This is a genomic window from Streptomyces sp. NPDC057099, assembly GCF_042671245.1.
GTDB lineage: Bacteria > Actinomycetota > Actinomycetes > Streptomycetales > Streptomycetaceae > Streptomyces > Streptomyces purpurascens.
This window is the reverse complement of record NZ_JBHUTX010000002.1, coordinates 106,801-128,387: the sequence shown is the minus strand read 5'-3', so window position 1 is coordinate 128,387 and position 21,587 is coordinate 106,801. Positions and strand designations below refer to the sequence as shown.

At 72.7% G+C, this 21,587-nt stretch carries 21 protein-coding genes; 9 read left to right on the top strand and 12 right to left on the bottom strand.

From position 1 onward, the window contains the following. Nucleotides 1–4 precede the first annotated feature (4 nt). Complete coding sequence (locus tag ACFT4A_RS03055) at nt 5–631, bottom strand: hypothetical protein (protein ID WP_382825415.1); 627 nt, start codon at nt 629–631, stop codon at nt 5–7. Nucleotides 632–942: 311 nt separating this feature from the next. Between ACFT4A_RS03055 and ACFT4A_RS03050 the strand changes: the two genes are divergently transcribed. The 5 genes from ACFT4A_RS03050 to ACFT4A_RS03030 all read left to right on the top strand — a co-directional run bounded on the left by ACFT4A_RS03050 (nt 943) and on the right by ACFT4A_RS03030 (nt 6,253). After that, nucleotides 943–2,412: a Y4yA family PLP-dependent enzyme gene (locus tag ACFT4A_RS03050; protein ID WP_382825414.1), complete on the top strand. Its 1,470-nt coding sequence runs from the start codon at nt 943–945 to the stop codon at nt 2,410–2,412. After that, nucleotides 2,409–3,728: a pyridoxal-phosphate dependent enzyme gene (locus ACFT4A_RS03045; protein WP_382825413.1), complete on the top strand. Its 1,320-nt coding sequence runs from the start codon at nt 2,409–2,411 to the stop codon at nt 3,726–3,728. Before ACFT4A_RS03050 ends, ACFT4A_RS03045 begins: the two co-directional genes overlap by 4 nt. 5 nt (nt 3,729–3,733) lie before the next feature. Then, entirely contained in the window at nt 3,734–4,930 is a 1,197-nt protein-coding gene (locus tag ACFT4A_RS03040; RefSeq protein WP_382825411.1) for an aminotransferase class V-fold PLP-dependent enzyme, read from the top strand. A gap of 90 nt (nt 4,931–5,020) precedes the next feature. Beyond that, complete coding sequence (locus tag ACFT4A_RS03035; protein ID WP_382825410.1) at nt 5,021–5,785, top strand: class I SAM-dependent methyltransferase; 765 nt, start codon at nt 5,021–5,023, stop codon at nt 5,783–5,785. A 168-nt stretch (nt 5,786–5,953) separates the two neighbouring features. Further along, the gene (locus ACFT4A_RS03030; protein WP_382825408.1) at nt 5,954–6,253 is read left to right on the top strand and encodes a hypothetical protein; all 300 of its coding nucleotides are present in this window, start codon (nt 5,954–5,956) and stop codon (nt 6,251–6,253) included. A 37-nt stretch (nt 6,254–6,290) separates the two neighbouring features. On the opposite strand, the gene ACFT4A_RS03025 is transcribed toward ACFT4A_RS03030, so the two are convergent. The 6 genes from ACFT4A_RS03025 to ACFT4A_RS03000 form a co-directional block, all read right to left on the bottom strand. Continuing rightward, on the bottom strand, nt 6,291–6,944 hold the full coding sequence (locus ACFT4A_RS03025; RefSeq protein WP_382825406.1) for an ABC transporter ATP-binding protein: 654 nt from the start codon (nt 6,942–6,944) through the stop codon (nt 6,291–6,293). Further along, nucleotides 6,937–7,863, bottom strand: coding sequence for an ABC transporter ATP-binding protein (locus ACFT4A_RS03020; protein WP_382825943.1), 927 nt, complete (start codon nt 7,861–7,863; stop codon nt 6,937–6,939). The genes ACFT4A_RS03025 and ACFT4A_RS03020 overlap by 8 nt, the downstream gene beginning before the upstream one ends. A 95-nt stretch (nt 7,864–7,958) precedes the next feature. Then, nucleotides 7,959–8,846: an ABC transporter permease gene (locus tag ACFT4A_RS03015; RefSeq protein ID WP_382825404.1), complete on the bottom strand. Its 888-nt coding sequence runs from the start codon at nt 8,844–8,846 to the stop codon at nt 7,959–7,961. Further along, entirely contained in the window at nt 8,836–9,804 is a 969-nt protein-coding gene (locus ACFT4A_RS03010; protein WP_382825402.1) for an ABC transporter permease, read from the bottom strand. The genes ACFT4A_RS03015 and ACFT4A_RS03010 overlap by 11 nt, the downstream gene beginning before the upstream one ends. A gap of 20 nt (nt 9,805–9,824) precedes the next feature. Further along, entirely contained in the window at nt 9,825–11,414 is a 1,590-nt protein-coding gene (locus tag ACFT4A_RS03005) for an ABC transporter substrate-binding protein (RefSeq protein ID WP_382825401.1), read from the bottom strand. 119 nt (nt 11,415–11,533) lie between these two features. Further along, the gene (locus tag ACFT4A_RS03000; protein WP_382825399.1) at nt 11,534–11,974 is read right to left on the bottom strand and encodes a DUF6299 family protein; all 441 of its coding nucleotides are present in this window, start codon (nt 11,972–11,974) and stop codon (nt 11,534–11,536) included. A gap of 244 nt (nt 11,975–12,218) precedes the next feature. Here ACFT4A_RS03000 and ACFT4A_RS02995 point away from each other — a divergent pair, with 244 nt between their 5' ends. Beyond that, nucleotides 12,219–12,413, top strand: a complete 195-nt coding sequence (locus ACFT4A_RS02995) for a DUF5999 family protein (RefSeq protein WP_382825397.1) — start codon at nt 12,219–12,221, stop codon at nt 12,411–12,413. A 10-nt stretch (nt 12,414–12,423) separates the two neighbouring features. Here the strand turns inward: ACFT4A_RS02995 and ACFT4A_RS02990 are convergent, their stop codons facing one another. Both ACFT4A_RS02990 and ACFT4A_RS02985 read right to left on the bottom strand, forming a co-directional pair. Then, entirely contained in the window at nt 12,424–12,822 is a 399-nt protein-coding gene (locus ACFT4A_RS02990; protein WP_382825396.1) for a RidA family protein, read from the bottom strand. Beyond that, nucleotides 12,819–13,958 carry an acyl-CoA dehydrogenase family protein gene (locus tag ACFT4A_RS02985; RefSeq protein WP_382825394.1) on the bottom strand — a complete coding sequence of 380 codons (1,140 nt, stop codon included), beginning with the start codon at nt 13,956–13,958 and terminating at the stop codon, nt 12,819–12,821. Before ACFT4A_RS02985 ends, ACFT4A_RS02990 begins: the two co-directional genes overlap by 4 nt. A 127-nt stretch (nt 13,959–14,085) precedes the next feature. On the opposite strand from ACFT4A_RS02985, the gene ACFT4A_RS02980 reads away from it, so the two are divergent. Further along, nucleotides 14,086–15,708 carry an AMP-binding protein gene (locus tag ACFT4A_RS02980; protein WP_382825393.1) on the top strand — a complete coding sequence of 541 codons (1,623 nt, stop codon included), beginning with the start codon at nt 14,086–14,088 and terminating at the stop codon, nt 15,706–15,708. Nucleotides 15,709–15,723: 15 nt separating this feature from the next. Then, nucleotides 15,724–16,536: a PaaX family transcriptional regulator C-terminal domain-containing protein gene (locus tag ACFT4A_RS02975; protein WP_382825391.1), complete on the top strand. Its 813-nt coding sequence runs from the start codon at nt 15,724–15,726 to the stop codon at nt 16,534–16,536. A gap of 54 nt (nt 16,537–16,590) precedes the next feature. Here the strand turns inward: ACFT4A_RS02975 and ACFT4A_RS02970 are convergent, their stop codons facing one another. Further along, nucleotides 16,591–18,966, bottom strand: coding sequence for a bifunctional salicylyl-CoA 5-hydroxylase/oxidoreductase (locus ACFT4A_RS02970; protein WP_382825389.1), 2,376 nt, complete (start codon nt 18,964–18,966; stop codon nt 16,591–16,593). Beyond that, on the bottom strand, nt 18,951–19,778 hold the full coding sequence (locus ACFT4A_RS02965; protein ID WP_382825387.1) for an enoyl-CoA hydratase family protein: 828 nt from the start codon (nt 19,776–19,778) through the stop codon (nt 18,951–18,953). The genes ACFT4A_RS02970 and ACFT4A_RS02965 overlap by 16 nt, the downstream gene beginning before the upstream one ends. 310 nt (nt 19,779–20,088) lie before the next feature. Between ACFT4A_RS02965 and ACFT4A_RS02960 the strand changes: the two genes are divergently transcribed. Beyond that, on the top strand, nt 20,089–20,556 hold the full coding sequence (locus ACFT4A_RS02960; protein WP_382825385.1) for an ATP-binding protein: 468 nt from the start codon (nt 20,089–20,091) through the stop codon (nt 20,554–20,556). A gap of 7 nt (nt 20,557–20,563) precedes the next feature. On the opposite strand, the gene argF is transcribed toward ACFT4A_RS02960, so the two are convergent. Next, complete coding sequence (gene argF, locus ACFT4A_RS02955) at nt 20,564–21,571, bottom strand: ornithine carbamoyltransferase (RefSeq protein WP_382825383.1); 1,008 nt, start codon at nt 21,569–21,571, stop codon at nt 20,564–20,566. Nucleotides 21,572–21,587: the final 16 nt, after the last annotated feature.

Here is a 21,587-nt window from a genome sequence, read left to right as displayed (position 1 = left end):
GCGGTCAGTACAGCTTGTTGACGGCCGTGACGGTGGTCTTCTTGAAGTCGGCCACCTGGGCGTGCTGGAAGGTGCCCATCTGGCCCCACAGGACGACCGTCACGGTCCGGCCGTCGCGGCCGACCGAGAACAGGCCGATGTCGGAGGAACCCCATGCCGAGGCGGTGTGGAGGCCGTAGACGTGGGCGCCCTCCTCGACGTTCAGGCGGCCGTAGGACTTCTGGGTCGCCGTCAGGTCGGGGTCCTGCTCCATCAGCTTCTTCGCGCAGCCGGCGATGTCCTTGCGCAGGAGCGCCGCGAAGTCCTCGGCCCGCTGTTCGCTGCGCTCCACGACCGTGATCTGCTGGGCGTTGGTGTCGAACTCCGTCCAGTAGGAGCGGTGGCTCGCGATGGACGGCAGGGCATCGCCCACGCACACCGGCAGCGGGTCCGGCTGACCGGCCGTGACGGGACCGGCGTACCAGGGCGAGGTCGGGTGCGGCGGCAGTTCCGCCGGCGCCAGGAACCGCGGTGTGGCGCCGGCCGGTGCGGCGGCGGCCGGTACGGCGGCTGCGGCGACACCGGCCACGGCCGCCAGCGCGGCCACGGTCGTACGGATGCCTCGGGCGCGAATCTGCATGGTCTCCCCCATGTTTCCCCCTGGTCCTACCTGTCGAATGCGCGGGCTTCAGCCCTTGCACCCCGTACGACCCGCCACCGCCCGCATACGTTGCCCTGTCCGCCTGCTACGGGTCCGTCCCGAATGTCACCGGCGTGCTACGGGGGATCGGCGCCAGGACAGGCCGAGTCCGTCCGTGATCCGCTTCACATCGGTGACCGGACAGGACCGGGCCTTCAGGGCGTAAAGCGACCGAAGAATGGATATGGGCTATACGGCGAAACGCGGGGAGTGTCCGACGTGCCCGGATGCCGGGCGCAGCGGCTTCAGGGGAGGGAGCGCGCATGGACGGCCGGCCCTTGTTTCTCGAACCGCGGCTGGAACCACGGCTCAGGTCGCTCGTGGCGGCGACCGGGACGTTGCACTCGCTCACCGACGCGCTCGGTTCACCGCTGCACGTGGTGGTGCCGGACCAGATCGCCGAGAATCTGGAGCGCTTCCGGTCCGTGTACCGGGCGCATCACCTGTCGGGCCAGGTGTTCTACGCCCACAAGGCCAACCGGTCCAGCGCGCTGCTGCGCCGCCTCGCCGCGACCGACGCGGGCGTGGACGTCGCGTCGCTGGGCGAGTTACAGCACGCGCTCGGTGCCGGTTTCTCCGCCGACCGGATCACCGCCACCGGGCCGAAGAACCCCGAGTTCCTGTGGCTCGCGGCCCGCGCGGGGGTCACGGTCAGCGTCGACGGGGTGGCCGAGCTGGACCAGCTCGGCGCGCTGGTGCGCAAGCACACGCTGGCCCCGGTGCGGGTGCTGCTGCGGCTGTCGGGGTTCGAGACGTCGGGGGTGAGAGTGCTCAGCCGGCTCAGCCGGTTCGGTACGCCCGTACGGGAGTTGGAGGCGCTGCTGGAGGCGGTCGAGCGGCACGGTGACGCGGTGGAGCCGACGGGCGTGGCCTTTCATCTGGACACCACCAGCGTCGCGGAGAAGGCGACCGCCCTCGAAGGGTGCCTGGCGGCTTTGGAGGCGTGCCGGAGCCGGGGGCTCAGGCCCCGGGCCGTGGACGTAGGCGGCGGGTTCGGGGTCAGCTACCTCGCCGAGCGGGAGCAGTGGGAGGCGTACACGACGGCGCTGACGTCCGCCGTCCTGGGTCGGCGCCCACCTCTGACCTGGGGCGGGCACGGCTACGGGCTGCGGAACGAGTCCGGCACCCTGCGCGGCACGCTCGGCCTCTACCCGGCCCACCGGTCCGTCGCCGGGGCGGCCTACCTGGACGAGCTGCTGGCGCAGCCCGCCGTCTCCCTGGGCGGCCGTCCGCTGGCCGGACTGCTGCTGGAGCACCTGTACGACCTGCACACCGAGCCCGGGCGGGCGCTGCTGGACCAGTGCGGGCTGACGCTGGCGAAGGTGCTGGAGGTCCGCGACGGCCAGGAGACCGGCGGGGAACTGCTCGTGCGGCTGGCCGCGAAGGCGGACGACATCGCCCTGGAGGACCACGGAGTGCTGATGGACCCCGTGGTGGTGCCCCGGAGTGGAGCCGGGCCGGGCGAAGGGCCCGTCGCCGTCCACCTCTTCGGCAGCCTCTGCCTGGAGACCGACCTGATCACCCGGCGCACGGTCTTCCTGCCGCGCCGTCCCGTGCCCGGCGACCTGCTGGCGTTCGCCAACACCGCCGGGTACGCCATGGACTTCCACGCCACCCGCGCCCAGCACCAGCCCGCCGCCCGCAAGGTCGCCGCCTGGCAGGACGGCGACGGGTGGCGCTGGTGCCTCGACGACCAGTTCTGGCCGATCACGCCCTCGGGGGGAGCCCAGTGAGGTACGACAGCATCACGGAGGCGATAGGCAACACGCCGCTGGTGCGGCTGGACCCGGCCGTGCACGGGCTGCGGAACATCGACCTGTTCGCCAAGCTGGAGATGCTCAACCCCTGGGGCTCGGTCAAGGACCGGGCGGCCTGGAGCATGGCCCGCCCGCTGCTCTCCGAGGCGGTCGAACACGGCAGCCAGGTCGTGGAGTTGTCCAGCGGCAACACGGCGAAGGCGCTGGCGGTCGTCGCGGGCATGCACGGACTGGGCTTCAAGAGCGTCACCAACCGGATGCGGGTACCGGAGATCAAGGACCTCCTGCTGCTGCTCGGCGCGGAGATCGAGGAGCTGCCGGGGCAGAGCGAGTGTCTGGACCCGACCGCGACGGACGATCCGCTGACCCTCTTCCACCGGACACTGTCCGCCTCCGGCAGCGCCTATCTGCACACCGACCAGTACTTCAACCCGCGCAACACCGAGGCCCATCTGACCGGGACCGGCCCGGAGATCGTCAAGGACCTGGACGGCCGGGTGCCGGACTGGTTCGTCGCCTGCGTGGGAACGGCCGGTTCCTCCACGGGCGTGGCCCGCGCGCTGCGGGAGGAGGACCCCGCGGTGCGGGTGGTCGGACTGGTCGCGGCCAAGTCCGACTTCATCCCCGGCATCCGCACGATCGACGAGGTGCAGGAGGTCGGCCTGTTCGACCCGGAGACCTACGACACGATGGAGTCGGTGAGCGCCGACGAGGCCATCGAGGGGATGCTGACCCTCAACCGCCGCTGCGGCATCATGGGCGGACCCACCGGGGGCGCGGCCTACTTCGGCGCGGTGCGTCATCTGCGCGCCCTCGACGAGGAGTTGAGCGAGCGCCGGACGGCGGTGTTCATCGTCTGCGACCGGGTCGAGAGCTATCTGAGCTACGTCGGTCAGCGGCGGCCCGATCTACTGGGCCGGCCGGCCCGGAGGAACTCGGTGGCCGATCTGACCGAGGCCGAGGTGCGCGGGGCGCCGTCGGTCACCGTGGCCGACGCCCGGCGCTGGATCGACACCGACGGGCCGCTCGTGGTCGACCTGCGCAGCCCGTTCGCGTACGCGGCGCTGCACATCGACGGGTCGGTCAACATCGTCGACGAGCTGTTCGCCGAACTCCTGCGGGGCGGCCTGCCGTTCAGCCGGAGCCGGCCGGTGCTGCTGGCGTGTCCGGTGGGCGAGCAGTCCGCGCGGTACGCGGCGCTGCTGACCCGGATGGGGCATGCCGAGGTGCGCAGCCTGACCGGCGGCATCATCGCCTGGCGGGACGCGGGCGCGCCCCTGGTGCGGGACTGACGGCCATGACCGCACCGATCACCCGCGAGGACCTGCACCAGTGGCAGCAGGCGCTGCGCGCCCAGTTCCCGATCGTCACCGGACACCCGGAGCTGGCGTACCTGGACAGCGCGGCCACGTCCCAGAAGCCGCAGGCCGTCCTGGACGCCGTGCAGACGTACCTCACCACCAGCAACGCCAACTCCGGGCGCGGCACCTACACCTGGGCCAACCGGACCACGGAGCTGGTGGAGCGGACCCGCGAGCGCGTCGCCCGGTTCCTCGGGGACGGCCGGCCGGAGCGGTCGGCCGTTCATTTCACGAGCGGCACGACCGAGGGGCTGCGGACGATCGCCCGCGACTGGCTGCCGGGGTTCCTGCGCGACGGCGACGAGATCGTCGTACCGGACGCCGACCACCAGGCCAACATCACGCCCTGGCTGGAGGCCCAGGGGCTGCTCGCTCGGGAGGGCGTGCACGTCCGGGTGCTGCCGATGCCGTACCAGAGCGGTTCCGGGGACTACGACCACACCGTGCTGGCCGAACGGGCCGGGCCGCGCACCCGGTTCGTCGCCACGACCCATGTGCACCACGTGTACGGCGGCGACATGAATGTGCACCGCATCCGCGAGGCGGTCGGGCCGGACGCGGTCATCTGTCTGGACGCGGCCCAGAGCGTCGGGCATCTGCCGGTGTCCGTGGCCGAGTCGGACGTCGACTTCGTGGTCTTCTCCGGGCACAAGGCGCTGGCCCTGCCGGGGTCGGGGGCGGTGTGGGCCCGGCAGGCGCGCGGCCCGGCGTTCACGCCCGGCGGGTGGAGCGGCACCCCGAACACCGTGGGCATCGCCTCGCTCGAAGCGGCCCTGGACTGGCTGGACGCCGCCGGAGTGGAGCGCATCGAGCGGTGGACCGTCGCCCTGGCGGCCCGGCTCACCGACGGGCTGCGCCGTCTGGACGGCTACGAGATCCTCGGCTGTCCGCTCAGCCTGGCGGCCGACTCGACCGTGCAGCGGCGCCAGAGCATCGTGACCCTGCGGCACCGCGCCATCGACTCGGGTGACCTGGGCTTCATCCTCTTCAGCCACGGTTTCATGGTCCGCTCCGACCACCACTGCCAGGGCGACGCGGGCGAGAAGACCGGTTCGGTGCGGGTGAGTCTGCATGTGTACAACACCGTTGAGGAGATCGACCGGCTGCTGTCCGTCCTTGCGTCACTCCAGTGACTCCGCCAACTATGCGTAATGGGAACCGTTTCCACCTGTAGGCTCGGGCCGGCAGGAGTCAGGTGCGAGACGGCAAGGTGGCGCGTCCGGATGGGGCTGAGTCTGGCGACGGCGGAGCGGTGGGTGGAGCGCTGGGAGCTCCAGCAGCAGCGGTACGCCGTCGACCGCGAGGAGCGGTTCACGGTGATCGCCGATGTCGTCGAGCACGTCACGGCGGGGCGCGGGGTCCGGCCGCTCGTCGTCGATCTGGGCTGCGGGCCCGGCTCCCTGGCGGCGCGGCTGGTCCGGCGGCTGCCGGACGCGGAGATCGTGGCCGTGGACCGGGACCCCGTCCTGCTGGAGCTGGGCCGGACCCACCACCCGGACGCGGCCCGCTATGTCGACGCGGAGATCGGCGCACCCGGCTGGACCGGGACGCTCGGCCTGGACCGGCCCCTGGACGCGGCCGTCTCCACGACGGCCCTGCACTACCTCGACCGTGACACCCTGCTGCGCACCTACCGGCAACTCGCCTCGCTGCTGCGGCCCGGGGGTGTCCTCGTCAACGGCGACCATCTCCCCCAGGACGCCGCGGGCCCGGCCGGGATCGCCGCCCATGTCGGGCGGTGCCGGGCCGACCGGCAGCGGGTGTTCGCCCACGAGGACTGGGGCTCCTGGTGGACCGCCCTCTCCCGCGACCCCGAGCTGACCGACCTCCTCGCGGAACGCCGCCGCCGGGAGGAGCCGCTCGACAGCGGCCGCCCCGCGGAACTGCCCCTCTCGGCCCATCTGGAGCTGCTGCGGCAGGCGGGGTTCGGCACGGCGGGGCCGGTCTGGCAGTACGGGGACAGTTGCGTGGTCGTCGCGGTGCGCTAGGTCGGACACGGCCTGGGGCCCGCATGGCCCCTTCGTGTTCCGTCAGATGGCGGACGGCGGCGAGTGCTCGGACAATGTACGCAGAAATCGTCATATGGTCCTGCCGCCGCACCGGAGCCCCGCCGAAGGGCCAGGGGCCGTAGCGCCCACACCTGAGGAGCCACACCCATGACCACCGCCGAGCACATCACGCACGAGGACCACCCGCACGCCCACGGCGAGGACTGCGGGCATGTCGCCTTCACCCACGGCGACCACACGGACTACGCCCACGACGGCCACATCCACCGGATGCACGAAGGCCACGTCGACGAGTGCGCGAACGGCGGCCACACCGTGCACCAGAACCACGACCACCAGCACGGCGACGACTGCGGCCATCTGGCCGTGCGGCACGGCGACCACACCGACTACGTGCACGACGGCCACCGTCACGCCGGCCACGAGGGGCACTGGGACGATCACTGAACCGTGACCGAACGCCGCATCCCGTAGGCAGGGCGTCTCAGGACAGGCTGTCCCAGTCGACAGTACGGTCACACCAGCGCCCGAGCAGGGTGCGGTCGTGGCCGACGGCCAGCAGGGCGGCGCCGGTCGCGGCCCGGTAGTCCTCGACGGCCGCGACCAGGGCGGCGGCGGTGGAGGCGTCGAGCATGGCGGTCATCTCGTCGCACACCAGCAGGCGCGGGCGCAGCACGAGGGCCCGGGCGAGGCAGGCGCGTTGCAGCTGGCCGTCGCTGACCTCGTGCGGCCGTCGGGCCAGCAGGTCGGGGGTGAGGCCGACGACGGGGACCAACTCGGCCACGCGGTCGGCGATTTCCTTGCTCCGGCCGGTGGCCCGCAGGGGTTCGGCGATCAGGTCGGTGAGCGGCAGCCGGGGATCGGCGGAGAGTCGGGCCTGCTGGAAGACGACCCCGAAGGCGGTGCGCAGGGCGCGCGGAGCGCGGTGGCGCCAGTGCCGTACGGGGGCGCCGTCGAGGACGAGGGTTCCGGAGTCGGGCCGGTGCAGCAGGGCCGCGACCCGCGCCAGGGTGGACTTGCCGCAGCCGCTCGGGCCGAGCAGGCCGACGGACTCGCCCGGTGCCACGGTCAGGGAGACGCCCCGGACCACGGGCGCGTTCCTGGTGTATCCGGCGGTGATGGAACGCAGTTCAAGCACGGGCGTCCTCCGGCAGGTGAGGGTGGTGGCAGGCGACCGTGCCCGGGGGCGGCGGGGCGGCACAGGTGCCGGTGGCCCGGTCGCAGCGGGCGGCGAAGGCGCAGCCGTCGGGGAGGTCGCCGAGTTCGGGCGGCATGCCGGGGACGGGCGTGAACGCGCGGTCGGGGAGGGCCTGGAGCAGGCCGCGGCTGTAGGGGTGGCGGGGCCCGGGTGAGCCGAAGAAGTCCTCGGCGGTGGCCAGTTCGGCGATCCGGCCCGCGTACATCACGGCGACCCGGTCGGCGATGCGCTCGGCGGCGGTCAGGTCATGGGTGATCATCAGCAGGCCCCGTCCCCGGCCGCCGCTCTCCCCCGGCTCGTCGACGTGCCGCCGCAGTTCGTCGACCGTACGGTCCACCAGGTCGCGGTCGAGCCCGGTGGTCGGTTCGTCGGCGAGCAGCAGGGGCGCGTCGCCGACGAGGGCGAGGGCGGTGGCGGCGCGCTGGGCCAGGCCTCCGGAGAGCTGGTGGGGGTGGCGGTCGAGGTGGTCCGCGGGGAACGCGGCCCGTTCGGCGGCGGCCTCGGCGGCGGCGCGCAGGGCGGCGCGTCCCCGGGTCGCGGTCAACGCGGCGACCGTCTCCTCCAGTTGGGAGCGGACGGTGCGCACGGGGGTGAGGTGGGCGGCCGGGCTCTGCGGTACGAGGCCGATGAGCCGGCCCCGTACGGTACGGGCGAGGGTCCGCTCGTCGGCCGCGAGCAGGTCCAGGTCGCCGAGGTGAGCCGCTCCGGCGGTCTGCGCGTTGCCGGGGAGCAGGCCGAGCAGGGCCGAGGCCAGCACGGACTTGCCGCAGCCGCTCTCCCCGATCAGGGCCAGACACTCCCCGGCCGCCACGTCGAACCGGGCATCGGTGACGGCGGCGACACGTCGTCCGCCGGGCATGAGGAACCGCACGGAGAGGCCGCGCACGGACAGCACGGGCTCGTCCCCGACCGGCGCCGCGGCGATGTCACCCGGCCCGGTCTCGACTCCGGTGCTCACAGCATCAGCTCCGATCGGTGGCGGGGATGGATCCGCTCCCGCCAGGCTCCGGCGAGGCCGGCGATCGCGAGGGTGGGGACGATGAGGAACAGGCCCGGGAACAGGGTCGGCCACCACTGTCCGGCGAGCAGGGAGCCGCGGGCCGTCTGGATCAAGGTGCCGAGGCTCGCCGTGTGCGCGGGCAGCCCGAGTCCGAGGAAGGACAGCGCCGACTCGTGCCACATGGCGTGCGGCACCATCAGCACGGCGGCCAGCGCGGCTTGGGGAAGGACGGCGGGCAGCAGATGCCGTACGGTCACCCGCCACCGGGACGCCCCGCCGGAGACGGCGGCGTCGACGTAGGGCCTGGAGCGCAGGGACAGCACCTCGGCGCGGACGATCCGGGCCGTGGACAGCCAGTGGGTCAGCGCCACCGAGATCACCACCGGCCAGACACCGGGGCGGAACATCGCGACGATGAAGATGCCGAGCAGCAGATGCGGCACGGACGAGAACGCGTCGACCACCCGCATCAGGGCACGGTCGGCCCAGCCGCCCAGGGCACCCGCCGCCGCGCCCACGGCCGTGCCGACCACCGTCGCCGTCAGCGCCGCCGCCACTCCGACGAGCAGCGAGACGCGCAGGCCGTAGACGCAGCGCAGCAGCAGGTCGCGGCCGACGTCGTCGGTGCCGAAGGGGTGGGCCCAGGACGGCGGTCGGAGCTTGGCGGCGAGGTCGACGGCCTGCTGGTCGAGCTGGACCAGCGGCGGTACGAGCAGCACGGCGAGGACGGTCGCGCCCACCAGCACGGCGGAGGTGCGCACGCGCAGCATGCGGGTGGAGCGGCGTTTCGGGCCGTGCGAGCGCCACTCGGTCTCGGCCGGTGCCGGTGCGTCACATGTCACTGAGCTTCACCCTCGGGTCGAACAGTCCGTAGAGCAGGTCGGCGAGCAGGTTCCCGGCGAGGACGGCGGCGGTGGCCAGGGTCGTCAGGGCGGCGAGCAGCGGGAAGTCGACGGCGGTGGCCGCCTCGACGGTGGCGGCGGCGATGCCCGGCCAGCTGAAGACGCTCTCCACCAGCAGGGCCCCGGTGATGAGTTCGGGCACGCGGGAGCCGATCAGGGTGAGCACCGGCAGCACTCCGGAGCGCAGGGCGTGGCCGCGCAGGACGGTGCCTTCGCTCAGGCCGCGGGCGCGGGCGCCGCGTACGGGGTCCTCGGCCAGGGCGTCGCCGACGCCCTGGCGGACGTAGAGCGTGAACCAGGGCAGTTGGGAGACCGCGAGGACCCCGGCGGGCAGGACGAGGTGGCTCGCGACCTGTCCCGCCGTGACCTGTTCGCTGGCGGTGTCGGTCAGGCCGCCCGCCGGGAGGACGTCCCACTGGAGGGCGAACAGCCAGACGGCGAGCAGGGCGATCCAGAAGACCGGGGCCGCCTCCAGGGTGTAGGCGAGGGAGGTGACGGTCCGGTCGAGGAGCGAGCCGGGCCGGCGGGCGGCGAGCAGGCCGAGGACCGTGCCCACCAGCACCGCGGCGGCGAAGGCGACCGCGCACAGCAGCGAGGACCACACGAGCCGTTCGCCGATCACCTGGGCGACCGGCTGCCGCAGCACGCTGGAGTCGCCGAGGTCGCCGGTGAGCGCGGAGGTCAGCCACTGCCACCAGCGGGCGGCGAAGGGCCGGTCCGCGCCGAGGTTCTCGCGCAGCCGGTCCAGGGTCTGCTGGTCGGCGCCGAGCGCGGCGGTGCCGGCGTACGCCTTGACGGGGTCGAACGGGGAGGCGGCGGCGATCGCGAACACGCCGAAGGTGACGACGAGCAGGACAGGGACGGCGAACAGCGCCCGCCGCCCCGCCAGCCGTGCCATCGCTCCCCAGGGGAGGCGGTTCACTGCTTCGGCTGCCAGTCCTCGATGTTCCACCAGGGGCCGCTGGCGAAGCCGTGCTCGTGCGGCTCCAACTGGGTGCTCAGGCCGTCCCAGCGGTCGGCCAGGACGTAGAGGTGGTCGATGTGAGTGAGGAAGGTGTATCCGGGGTCCAGCACCAGGGCGCGCTGGAGCTTGTCGTAGGCGGCCTCGCGCTCCGCGGGGTCCTGGCTGCGGCGGCCGTTGTCGAGGGCGCGGTCCACGGCCGGGTTGTCGTAGCGGGCCATGTTGTTGAAGCCGTCGCCGGCGAGGGAGGAGTGCAGCAGGGTGTACAGGCCGAAGTCGGGGTCGCCTGTGCTGCCGAAGCCCGCGAGGACGGCGGTGTCCTTCATGCGCGGCTCGATGACCTCCCAGGTGGCGCTCTCCGCCTTCACCTCGATGCCGGCCTTCTTGGCGTCGGAGGCGTAGGCGAGGGCGTGGTCCTGGCGGACCTTGTCGCCGGAGGGGTACAGCAGCGTGAACGACGCCCGCTGTCCGTCCTTGGCGCGGATGCCGTCCCCGGCGGGCTTCCAGCCGGCCTCGTCCAGGATCTTCCTGGCCTTGCCGAGGTCCTGGTCGCGCTCGACGGCCTTGGTGAAGGCGGGGTCGTCGACGGGCAGCGGCCCGTAGGCCGGGCGGCCGGCGCCGTCGAGGATCTTGTCGACCATGGTCTCGCGGTCCACGGCGGCGTCGAGGGCCTGCCGGATCGCGCGGTCGCCGGTGACCTTGTTCGGGGTGGGGAGGGTGACGGCCCGGAAGTCGTAGGACCTGGCGTCGTAGGTGCGCCTGCCGTCGTCGCTCTTGAACGTGGCGGCGAGGTTGGGCGGGAGGACCGCGCCGTCGAGGTCGCCGGAGCGCAGCCGGGTGGCGCGTACGTCGTCGTCGGCGATGACCGCCATGGTGAAGGTCTTCACCTTCGGCTTGCCGCCCCAGTAGCGGGGGTTGGCCCTGAAGGTGAGCTTCTCGCCCTTGCTCCACTTGGAGAGGACGTACGGGCCGGTGCCGACCGGCCGGGTGTTGAAGGAGCCGGTGTTGGGGTCCTGCTCGCCGGCGATGTGCTCGGGGACGATGGGCAGCACGGTGCGGGCGGCGAAGGCGGCGTAGGGGTACTTGAGGGTGAAGACGACCTTGTCGTCGCCGCTCGCCTCGACCTCCTTGACGGCGTCCAGCTCGCTCTTGAAGGTGTTGTTGGTCTTGGCGTCGAGGGCCGTCCGGTACGTGTAGACGACGTCGGCGGCCGTCAGCGGCTCGCCGTCGCTGAACTCGACCCCGTCGCGCAGCGTGTAGGTGTAGGTGCGGCCGCCGTCGGCGACCTCGGGGAGCGCCGCCGCGAGGGCGGGCTTCAGCTTCAGGTCGGCGTCGTGGGCGAGCAGCCCGTCGAAGATCTTGGAGTTGCCGTCCTTGCCGTAGCCGAGCAGCGGGCTGAGGGTGTCCGGCTCGGAGGCCACCCCGATGACGACGGACCCGGACTTGGCGTCGCCCTCGCCTCCGCCGCTGCCGGGGGCCGAGCAGGCGGTGACCGCCGCGGCCAGTGCCGCCGTGGCGGCGGCTCCTCGTATCCGACGGGTCGACATATGACCTCACCCCGTTGTTGCACTAGTCAGGTTCTTGCACAGACCTCGCAATTAAACAGTCAAGGAGGGCCTCCGCGCACCACCGCGGTGCGGGAGGCCCAGGTCAGGGCTTGTGACGCTCAGGGCCGAGTCAGGGTGATGTCCCGTCCGTGGACCGCGTGGAAGCTGGGCAGCGGCAGGCCGCTGAAGGTGCGCAGTTCCATCAGGGTGGCCTCGACGTGGGCCGCTCCGGGGGCGAGCACGCCCGGCGTGGGCCGGCCCGTGTTCACCCAGCGGTGCTTCACGCCGTCGCACACGGCCCGGGTGCCGCCGATGCCGTAGCGGGTGGTGGAGGCGCCCTGGCTCACGGAGGAGCTGACGAAGACCGGGCCGACGGCGCTCCGGCAGCGATAGGTGCCGGAGAGGGTGACGGTGCCGTCGGCGGTGATCCGGCCCACCGCGTCGACCGTCACGGCCTCGTACGGGGCCGCGGCGGACGCGGTGGCGGGTGCCGCGGTGGCACCGGTGAGCAGGAGCAGCGCGGCACCGGCCGCCGCGCTGAGCAGGGGACGTACACGCATGGGGAAGAACCTCCCGAAAGGAGTGGTTTTTTGTTCCACTCGTACCCGGCGCCCGGGCCCAGGCCCGCGCCCCTCACTCCTTCGGTGGTGAGTCCGCACCGACCGTCGTGGAACGGTCCGGGGAATGTCCGGGGCGTGTCACGCTTCCCGGCGGGCCGTTCCGATGTGCTCGAGTCGGGAGCATGGTCGGTACGTAAGAGTCATACGAATCCTCCGGATGGCCCTACCGACGTGGAGGTGCGCCATGTGTGCCCACCAGACCCAGTGCCCCGCGACCGACTCCGCCGCGGCCCATGTCGTCGCAGCCCACCCCGAGCAGGGCTGGAGCCTGCTGTGCGACGGGGCGATCGTCTTCGACGACACCGGTGAGCTGCTGCCGGACGGACGCGTGGTGCAGCCGCACCGGGCGACGGCACAGCGGCTGGCCGTCGCGGCCTGAGCACGGCCCCCTACGGCAGCACCGCGAAGCCGTCGAGTTCGACCATCGCCTCTTCGTCCCACAGCCGGACGACCTCGACGACGGCCATGGCGGGGTAGTCGCGCCCGGCCGCCTCGCGCCACAGCCGGCCCAGTTCGGGGGCGTGGGCGCGGTACGCGGCGACGTCCGTGGCGTAGACGGTGACGCGGGCGAGGTCGGACGGGGTGCCGCCGGCCGCGGTGAGAGCGGCCAGCAGGTTCGTCAGGGCCTTCGCGAACTGTTCCGGCAGGGTCCGCCCGACCACCTTGCCGTCGGCGTCGAGGGCGGTCTGGCCCGCCAGGAACACCACCCTCGACCCGGAGGCCACGACGGCGTGGGAGAAGCCGGTGGGCGGGGACAGGTCGGGCGGGTTGACGCGCTCGGTGGTCACCGGGCCTCCTGGTGGGCGTACAACTCGGCGTACAACTCCTTGGCGATGATGCCGCGTTGCACCTCGCTGGCTCCCTCGTAGACGCGCGGTGCGCGCACCTCGCGGTAGAGGTGTTCGAGCAGGTGCCCGCGTTGCAGCGCCCGGGCGCCGTGCAGCTGGACGGCGGTGTCGACGACGTACTGCGCGGTCTCGGTGGCGAGCAGTTTCGCCATGGCGGCGCGCTGGGGCACGTCCGGGGCGTCCGCGTCGTGGGCCGTCGCCGCCGCGTAGACCATCAGACGGGCCGCCTCCGTGCGCAGGGCCATCTCGGCGACCTGGTGGGAGACGGCCTGGAGATCCTTCAGCTTGCCGCCGAAGGCGTCCCGCCCGGCGGTGTGGGCGAGGGTCGCGTCGAGGGCGGCCCGGGCCATGCCGACCGCGAAGGCGCCGACGCTGGGGCGGAAGAGGTTGAGGGTGCCCATCGCGACCCTGAAGCCGCGGTCCACATCGCCGAGCACGTCCTCGGACGTCACCGGTACGGCGTCGAAGTGGAGCGCGCCGATGGGGTGCGGGGAGAGCATGTCGAGGCCGGTGCCGGTCAGTCCCGGGCGGTCGGCGGGTACCAGGAAGGCCGTGACGCCCCGGGCACCGGCATCGGGAGCCGTCCGGGCGAAGACGGTGTAGAAGTCGGCCTCGGGGGCGTTGGAGATCCAGCACTTCTCGCCGGTCAGGCGCCAGTGGGCCGGGCCGTCCCGCTCCGCCCGCAGGGCCAGTGCCGTCGCGTCCGATCCCGCCCCGGGCTCGCTCAGCGCGAACGCCGCGACCGCCGTGCCGTCGGCCACCAGGGGGAGCCAGCGGGCGCGCTGGGGCCCGGTGCCGTGGGCGTGGACCGGGTGGGCGCCGAGGCCCTGGAGGGCGAGGGCCGTCTCGGCCTCCGTGCAGCCGTGGGCCAGGGACTCGCGCATCAGGCACAGATCGAGCGCACCGGACGTGAAGAGCCGCTCCAGCAGGCCCAGTCGGCCGAGTTCGGCGACCAGCGCGCGGTTCACATGACCCGGTTCCCCCTTCTCTGCCAGCGGGCGGAGCCGCTCGGCGGCCAGGGCGCGCAGCTCCGCGCACCAGGCGAGTTGTGCCGGTTCGAGCGAGAATGCGGTCATTGCCGGTCCCTTCTCCGCCACCCTGCTTCCCGGCTGGGCCACTCCGAGGCTATCGCGGACCGTTGACTGTCGTCACCAACACGATACGCTCCAGGGGCGAGCCCACCACGCCAAGGGGGCGAACCGTATGAATCCACCGGACACGGCGCACGTCGACACCTTCGCCCGGGACCATCTGCCGCCCCGGGACCACTGGCCCGAGCTCCGTTTCGATCTGCCGGAGCTGCGCTACCCCGAACGGCTCAACTGCGCCGCCGAACTGCTCCACGGCCCTGAGGACGACCGGCCCGCGTTCCTCACCCCCACCGGTGAGCCATGGACGTACGGCGAGCTGCGCGCCCGGGTCGACCGCATCGCGCACGTGCTCACCGGCGATCTGGGCGTCGTCCCCGGCAACCGGGTGCTGCTGCGCGGCCCCACCACACCGTGGCTCGCCGCCTGCTGGCTGGCCGTGCTGAAGGCGGGGGCCGTGGCGGTCACGGTGCTCGCCCAGCAGCGCCCGCACGAGCTGGGCACGATGTGCGAGATCGCCCGGGTCCGGCACGCGCTGTGCGACATCCGGGCCGTCGACGACCTCGCCAAGGCCGAGATCCCGGACCTGCGGATCACGACGTACGGCGGTGACGCCCCGGACGACCTGCTCAACCGCCCGGCGCCCGGCACACCGTACGAGGCCGTTCGGACGGCGGCCGACGACGTGGCGCTGATCGCCTTCACCTCCGGCACCACCGGCCGCCCCAAGGGCTGTATGCACTTCCACCGGGACGTGCTGGCGATCGCCGACACCTTCTCCCGGCATGTGCTCAGGCCCCGCGCCGACGACGTCTTCACCGGCAGTCCGCCCCTGGGCTTCACCTTCGGGCTGGGCGGTCTCGTGGTCTTCCCGCTGCGGGCCGGGGCGAGCGCCCTGCTGCTGGAGCAGGCGGGCCCGAAGCAGTTGCTGCCCGCCATCGCCCGGCACCGGGTCTCCGTCCTGTTCACCGCGCCCACGGCCTACCGCGCGATGCTCGACGAACTCGACGGCCACGACGTCTCGTCCCTGCGCCGCTGCGTCTCGGCCGGCGAGAACCTGCCCGCGGCCACCTGGCGGGCCTGGCACGACCGCACCGGCGTACGCGTCATCAACGGCATCGGCGCCACCGAGCTGCTGCACATCTTCATCTCGGCGGCCGACGAACGGATCAGGCCCGGGGCTACAGGCGTTCCCGTACCGGGCTGGCACGCGCGCGTGCAGGACGCGGACGGCCGGCCGGTGCCCGACGGGCAGCCGGGGCTGCTCGCCGTGCGCGGACCGGTCGGCTGCCGGTATCTCGCCGACCCGCGACAGCGCGAGTACGTGCGCGGCGGCTGGAACATCACGGGCGACACCTACGTCCGCGAACCCGACGGCTACTTCCGGTACGTCGCCCGCGCCGACGACATGATCATCTCGGCCGGGTACAACATCGCCGGACCCGAGGTCGAGGACGCGCTGCTGCGGCACCCGGACGTGCTGGAGGCGGCGGTCGTGGGACGGCCCGACGAGGCGCGCGGGCAGGTCGTGGTGGCCTACGCCGTCCTCAGGGAGGGCGCGAAGCGGGACGCCGGGGCGCTGCGCGACTTCGTGAAGAGCGAGCTGGCGCCGTACAAGTGCCCGCGCGAGATCGTCTTCCCGGACGCGCTGCCGCGCACCGCCACCGGCAAGCTCCAGCGATTCCGGCTGCGCGGCGCGGGAGTCCCGGACGGCGGCACCGCGGGCGACCAGGATTGATCCGTACGACCTAAGATGATCAACGTGTCCGACCAGCATGCACCACGGTCTCTCATCGTCACGCTCTACGGCGCGTACGGCCGCTTCGTACCGGGCCCCGTGCCGGTAGCCGAACTGATCCGGCTGCTGGCCGCGGTCGGTGTGGACGCTCCGTCCGTCCGCTCCTCGGTGTCGCGGCTCAAGAGACGCGGACTGCTCGTGCCCGCCCGCACCGCTCAGGGTGCGGCCGGGTACGAACTCTCACCGGACGCGAAGCAGTTGCTCGACGACGGCGACCGGCGCATCTACGCCACGGCTCCGCCCGAGGACGAGGGCTGGGTGCTCGCCGTGTTCTCCGTGCCGGAGTCGGAGCGGCAGAAGCGGCACGTGCTGCGCTCCCGGCTGGCCGGGCTCGGTTTCGGCACGGCCGCTCCGGGCGTGTGGATCGCGCCCGCGCGGCTGTACGAGGAGTCCCGGCACACCCTCCAGCGGCTGCGGCTCGACGGGTACGTCGACTTCTTCCGGGGCGGCCACCTCGGCTTCGCGCCGACCGCCGAGGCCGTCACCCGCTGGTGGGACCTGGCGGCCATCGCCAAGGAGCACGAGGCGTTCCTCGACCGCCACGCGCCCGTCCTGCACGGCTGGGAGAAGCGCGAGGACACCCCGCCCGAGGAGGCCTACCGCGACTACCTCCTCGCCCTGGACTCCTGGCGCCACCTCCCCTACACCGACCCCGGCCTGCCGTCCGCCCTGCTCCCCCGGGACTGGCCCGGGGAGCGCTCCTCGGCGGTGTTCCGGGGGCTGCACGAGCGGCTGCGGGACGCGGGGGCGGAGTTCGTGGGGCTGTAGATCGCGTCCCGTGGGCCGGCACCGCTCAGCGGCGTATCCGGCCCACGGGGTCGTTCACAGGCTCAGCCGCGGCTTCGGGGCGTCGGTGCGGCCCGTCTGGGGGCGGCGGCTGCCCGCGCGGTACGGGTCCGGCCAGGCGACGCCCGGGCCCGTGTAGCCCTGTTCGGCCGCCGCGTGCAGGGTCCAGTGCGGATCGTAGAGGTGCGGGCGGGCCAGGGCGCACAGGTCCGTGCGGCCCGCCAGGATCAGGGAGTTGACGTCGTCCCAGGAGGAGATCGCGCCGACCGCGATCACCGGGACACCGGTGGCGCGGCGGATACGGTCCGCGAACGGCGTCTGGTACGACCGCCCGTACTCCGGCCGCTCGTCCGCCACGACCTGCCCCGTCGACACGTCGATCGCGTCGGCGCCGTGCGCGGCGAACGCCCGGGCGATCTCGACGGCGTCCTCGGCCGTGGTCCCGCCCTCGGCCCAGTCGGTGGCGGAGATGCGCACGGTCAGGGGCCGCTCCCCCGGCCACACGTTCCGTACGGCGTCGAACACCTCCAGCGGGAAACGGAGCCGCTTCTCCGGCGAGCCGCCGTAGGCGTCGGTACGCCGGTTGGTCAGCGGGGAGAGGAAACCGGAGAGCAGATAGCCGTGGGCGCAGTGCAGTTCGAGCAGATCGAAGCCGGCCCGGGCGGCACGGCACGCGGCTGTCGTGAACTGCTCGCGGATGTCGGTGAGCTGGGCGCGGGACAGCGCGCGCGGCGTCTGGCTGTACGGCTTGTACGGGAGCGCTGAGGCGGCCACGAGCGGCCAGTTGCCCTCCTGGAGGGGCTCGTCCATGCCCTCCCACATCAACTTCGTGGAGCCCTTGCGGCCGCTGTGGCCGAGCTGCACGCCGATCGCGGTGCCGGGGGCCTGCGTGTGCACGAAGTCGGTGATACGCCGCCACGCCTCGGCCTGCCGGCCGGTGTAGAGGCCGGCGCAGCCGGGCGTGATCCGGCCCTCCTCGCTGACGCACACCATCTCGGTCATCACCAGCCCGGCCCCGCCCAGCGCCCGCGCGCCCAGATGGACGAGGTGGAAGTCGCCGGGGACGCCGTCGACCGCCGAGTACATGTCCATGGGCGAGACGACGACCCGGTTGCGCAGGCTCAGACCGCGCAGCCGGAACGGGGTGAACATCGGGGGCGTGCCGGGCGGACAGCCGAACTCGCGCTCCACCGCCGCCGTGAAACGCGCGTCGCGCAGCCGCAGATTGTCGTGGGTGACGCGGCGGCTGCGGGTGAGCAGGTTGAAGGCGAACTGGCGGGGCGGCTGGTCCAGGTACAGGCCGAGGTTCTCGAACCACTCCAGGCTGGCACGGGCCGCGCGCTGCGTGGAGGCCACGACGGGCCGCCGCTCCGCCTCGTAGGCGGCCAGGGCCTCCGCCGGCGAGTCCCGTTCCTCCAGGCAGGCGGCCAGCGCCAGGGCGTCCTCGACGGCGAGCTTGGTGCCGGAGCCGATGGAGAAGTGGGCGGTGTGGGCGGCGTCGCCGAGCAGGACGAGGTTGCCGTGCGACCAGCGGTCGTTGACGACCGTACGGAAGGTCGTCCACGCCGAGTTGTTGGACCTCAGGGGGCGGCCGCGGAGGGCTTCCGCGAAGATCTTGCCGCAGCGTTCGATCGACTCGGTCTCGTCGAGTTCGTCGAAACCGGCCCTCCGCCAGACCTCCTCGCGCATCTCGATGATCACGGTGGAGGCGTCGGGGGCGTAGGGGTAGCCGTGCAGCTGCATCACGCCGTGCTCGGTCTCGGCGATGTCGAAGCGGAAGGAGTCGAAGGGGAAGTCGGTGGCGAGCCAGATGTAGCGGCAGTGGTGTGTGGTGACCTGGGGGCGGAAGACGTCCGCATAGGTCTCGCGGGTGGTGCTGTGGATGCCGTCCGCGGCGATGACCAGGTCGTGGGTCTGCGGGAGGTCCTTCGGGGCCTCGGTGTGGAAGCGGAGGGCTACGCCGAGGTCGCGGCAGCGGGTGTGCAGGATTTCGAGGAGCCGTTTGCGGCCCAGGGCGGCGAAACCGTGGCCTCCGGAGGTCTGGCGGGTGGTGCGGTGGGTGATGTCGATGTCGTCCCAGCGGATGAAGTCCCTCTGGAGGGCCTCGTAGACCTGGGGGTCGGCGTGTTCTATGCCGCCGAGGGTCTCGTCGGAGAGGACCACGCCGAAGCCGAAGGTGTCGTCGGGGGCGTTGCGTTCCCAGACGGTGACCTCTCGGGTGGGGTCGAGGCGTTTGAGGAGGGCGGCGGCGTAGAGGCCGCCGGGGCCGCCGCCGATGATCGCCACGCGCAGGGGGTGGCTGTTGTCGTGGTGCGGGTGCGGGCCGTCCGTGGCTGATCGCGCCCCGCGGCGGAGCCGCAAATCGACACAGCCCCGCGCCCCTGAAGGGATCGCGGTCACCGTCCGCTCCATTTGGGAGGGCGCTTCTCTGTGAAAGCGGCGTGGAATTCCGCGTAGTCCGCGCTGTTCATCAGCAGCGCCTGGGTCGACGCGTCCAGTTCCACCGAGGCCGCCAGGGGCATGTCCAGCTCGGCCGTCAGCAGGGCCTTCGTCTGGGCATGGGCGAGGGCCGGGCCTTCTGCCAGACGACGGGCCAGCTGCTGGGCCGCCTCGTCCGCTCCGCCCTCCTCCGTCAGTTCGCTGATCAGGCCGATGCGCTCGGCCTCGGGGGCCCGGACCGGGTCGCCCAGCATCAGGAGGCGGGTCGCGTGGCCCAGGCCCACGACCCTGGGCAGCAGGTAGGCCGCGCCCATGTCGCCGCCGGAGAGGCCGACCCGGGTGAAGAGGAAGGCGAAGCGGGCCGAGGGGTCGGCGACGCGGAAGTCCGCCGCGAGGGCGAGCACCGCTCCGGCGCCCGCCGCCACACCGTGCACCGCCGCGATCACCGGGAAGGGGCACTCCCGCACGGCACGCACCACCTGGCCGGTCATGCGGTTGAAGTCCAGGAGCCGGGCCGTGTCCATGCCGAGGGTGGCGCCGATGATCTCGTCGACGTCGCCGCCGGAGCAGAAGCCGCGTCCCTCGCCGGCCAGCACCAGGGCCCGTACGGACCGCTCCCGGGACAGCTCCGCGAGCAGGTCGCGCAGGTCGGCGTAGGCGCCGAAGGTGAGCGCGTTGAGTTTCTCGGGGCGGGCCAGGGTGACGGTGGCGACGCCGTCGGTGAGATCGACGCGCAGGTGCTCCCAGCGGGGGGTGCGGGCGGCGGAGCCGGTGAAGGGACTCATGACGTGCGGCCTCCTCGGGCGGGCACTGTCTCACTGAGCTCTACCCCACGAAGCTATCACTCATCCGTGACTGTCGTCATGAGTGCGCGATAGACCGTTCGGGTAGGACTTCTGTGTGGATCCGGGGTGACCCGGGCCGGTCACATCCGTCACAGATCATCCACACCGGCGTAACGGCGGGAGCAGCCGCGCGCGGCACCGCGTTCACCTGGGTAAGCCGTCCGGCAGGGGGGCGAAGACGCTCCCCGACGGTGGCCCCTCGGACGCCTCTGAAGAGCGGCGCCGTACCATTCATCAGGTTGAAAGCAGGATGTCCTGCTCCATGAACGGACCCGCCTTGTACGAACTCCCCTCAGCCCCCGCCTCCTGGCGCATCGCGCTGCCGCACACCGTCGCGGCCGTGCCCGTGGCCCGTGCCCTGGTCCGTACGGCGCTGGCCGAGCTGGAGTACGGGGCCGACTGCGACACGGCGGAGCTGCTCACGGCGGAGCTGGTGGCCAACGCGGTGGAGCACACCACCGGCGAGGCTCCGATAGAGCTGGTCGTGGAGCTGATGCCGTCGGGATGTCAGGTCGAGGTGCACGACACCGACCCGGCCCCGCCCGGCGACCTCACCCGCCCGGCCGGCGGGCCGCCCGACCCCTGGCAGGAGCACGGGCGCGGGCTGCTGCTGATCCGCACCCTGAGTTCGTCGTGCGGGCACCGGCCGACCGAGTCGGGCAAGGCGGTCTGGTTCAGGCTGCCGGCGGTACCGGCTCAGCGGCGCCGGTCGGCGTAAGGCCGGCTCAGGCCAGGGTCGCCACCAGGACCGCCTTGATGGTGTGCATCCGGTTCTCCGCCTCGTCGAAGACCACCGAGTGGGCCGACTCGAAGACCTCGTCGGAGACCTCCAGGTACGCCAGGCCGTGCGAGGCGTGGATCTCGCGGCCGACCTTGGTGCCCAGGTCGTGGAAGGCCGGCAGGCAGTGCAGGAACCGCACGTCCGGGTTGCCGGTGGCGCGCAGGACGTCCATGGTCACGGCGTACGGGCCGAGGGCGGCGATGCGCTCGTCCCAGACGTCCTTCGGCTCGCCCATGGAGACCCAGACGTCCGTGGCGACGAAGTCGGCGCCGCGGACGCCGTCGTCCAGGGTCTCGGTGAGCGTGATGCGGGCGCCGCTGGTCTCGGCGAGCTCGCGGGCCCGGTCGACGATCTCCTCGGCCGGCCAGTAGGCCTTCGGCGCGACCAGACGCACGTCCATGCCGAGCAGAGCGCCGGTGACCAGGTAGGAGTTGCCCATGTTGAAGCGGGCGTCGCCCAGGTAGGCGAAGGCGATCTCGTTCAGCGGCTTGGCGCAGTGCTCGGTCATGGTCAGCACGTCGGCCAGCATCTGGGTGGGGTGCCAGTCGTCCGTGAGCCCGTTGAAGACGGGCACCCCGGCGTGCGCGGCCAGCTCCTCGACCTTCTGCTGGCTGTCGCCCCGGTACTCGATCCCGTCGTACATCCGGCCCAGCACCCGCGCGGTGTCCCTGACCGACTCCTTGTGGCCGATCTGCGAGCCGGACGGGTCGAGGTACGTGGTCGAGGCGCCCTGGTCGGCGGCCGCGACCTCGAACGCGCAGCGGGTGCGGGTGGAGGTCTTCTCGAAGATCAGCGCGATGTTCCGGCCCCGCAGATACTGGGTCTCGGTCCCGGCCTTCTTGGCGGCCTTCAGCTCGGCGGCCAGCTCGACCAGACCGCGGAACTCCTCCTCGGTGAAGTCCAGCTCCTTGAGGAAGTGGCGGCCGGCGAGGGCGCTCGGGGCTGTCGCCATGGGGGCGCTCCAGAGA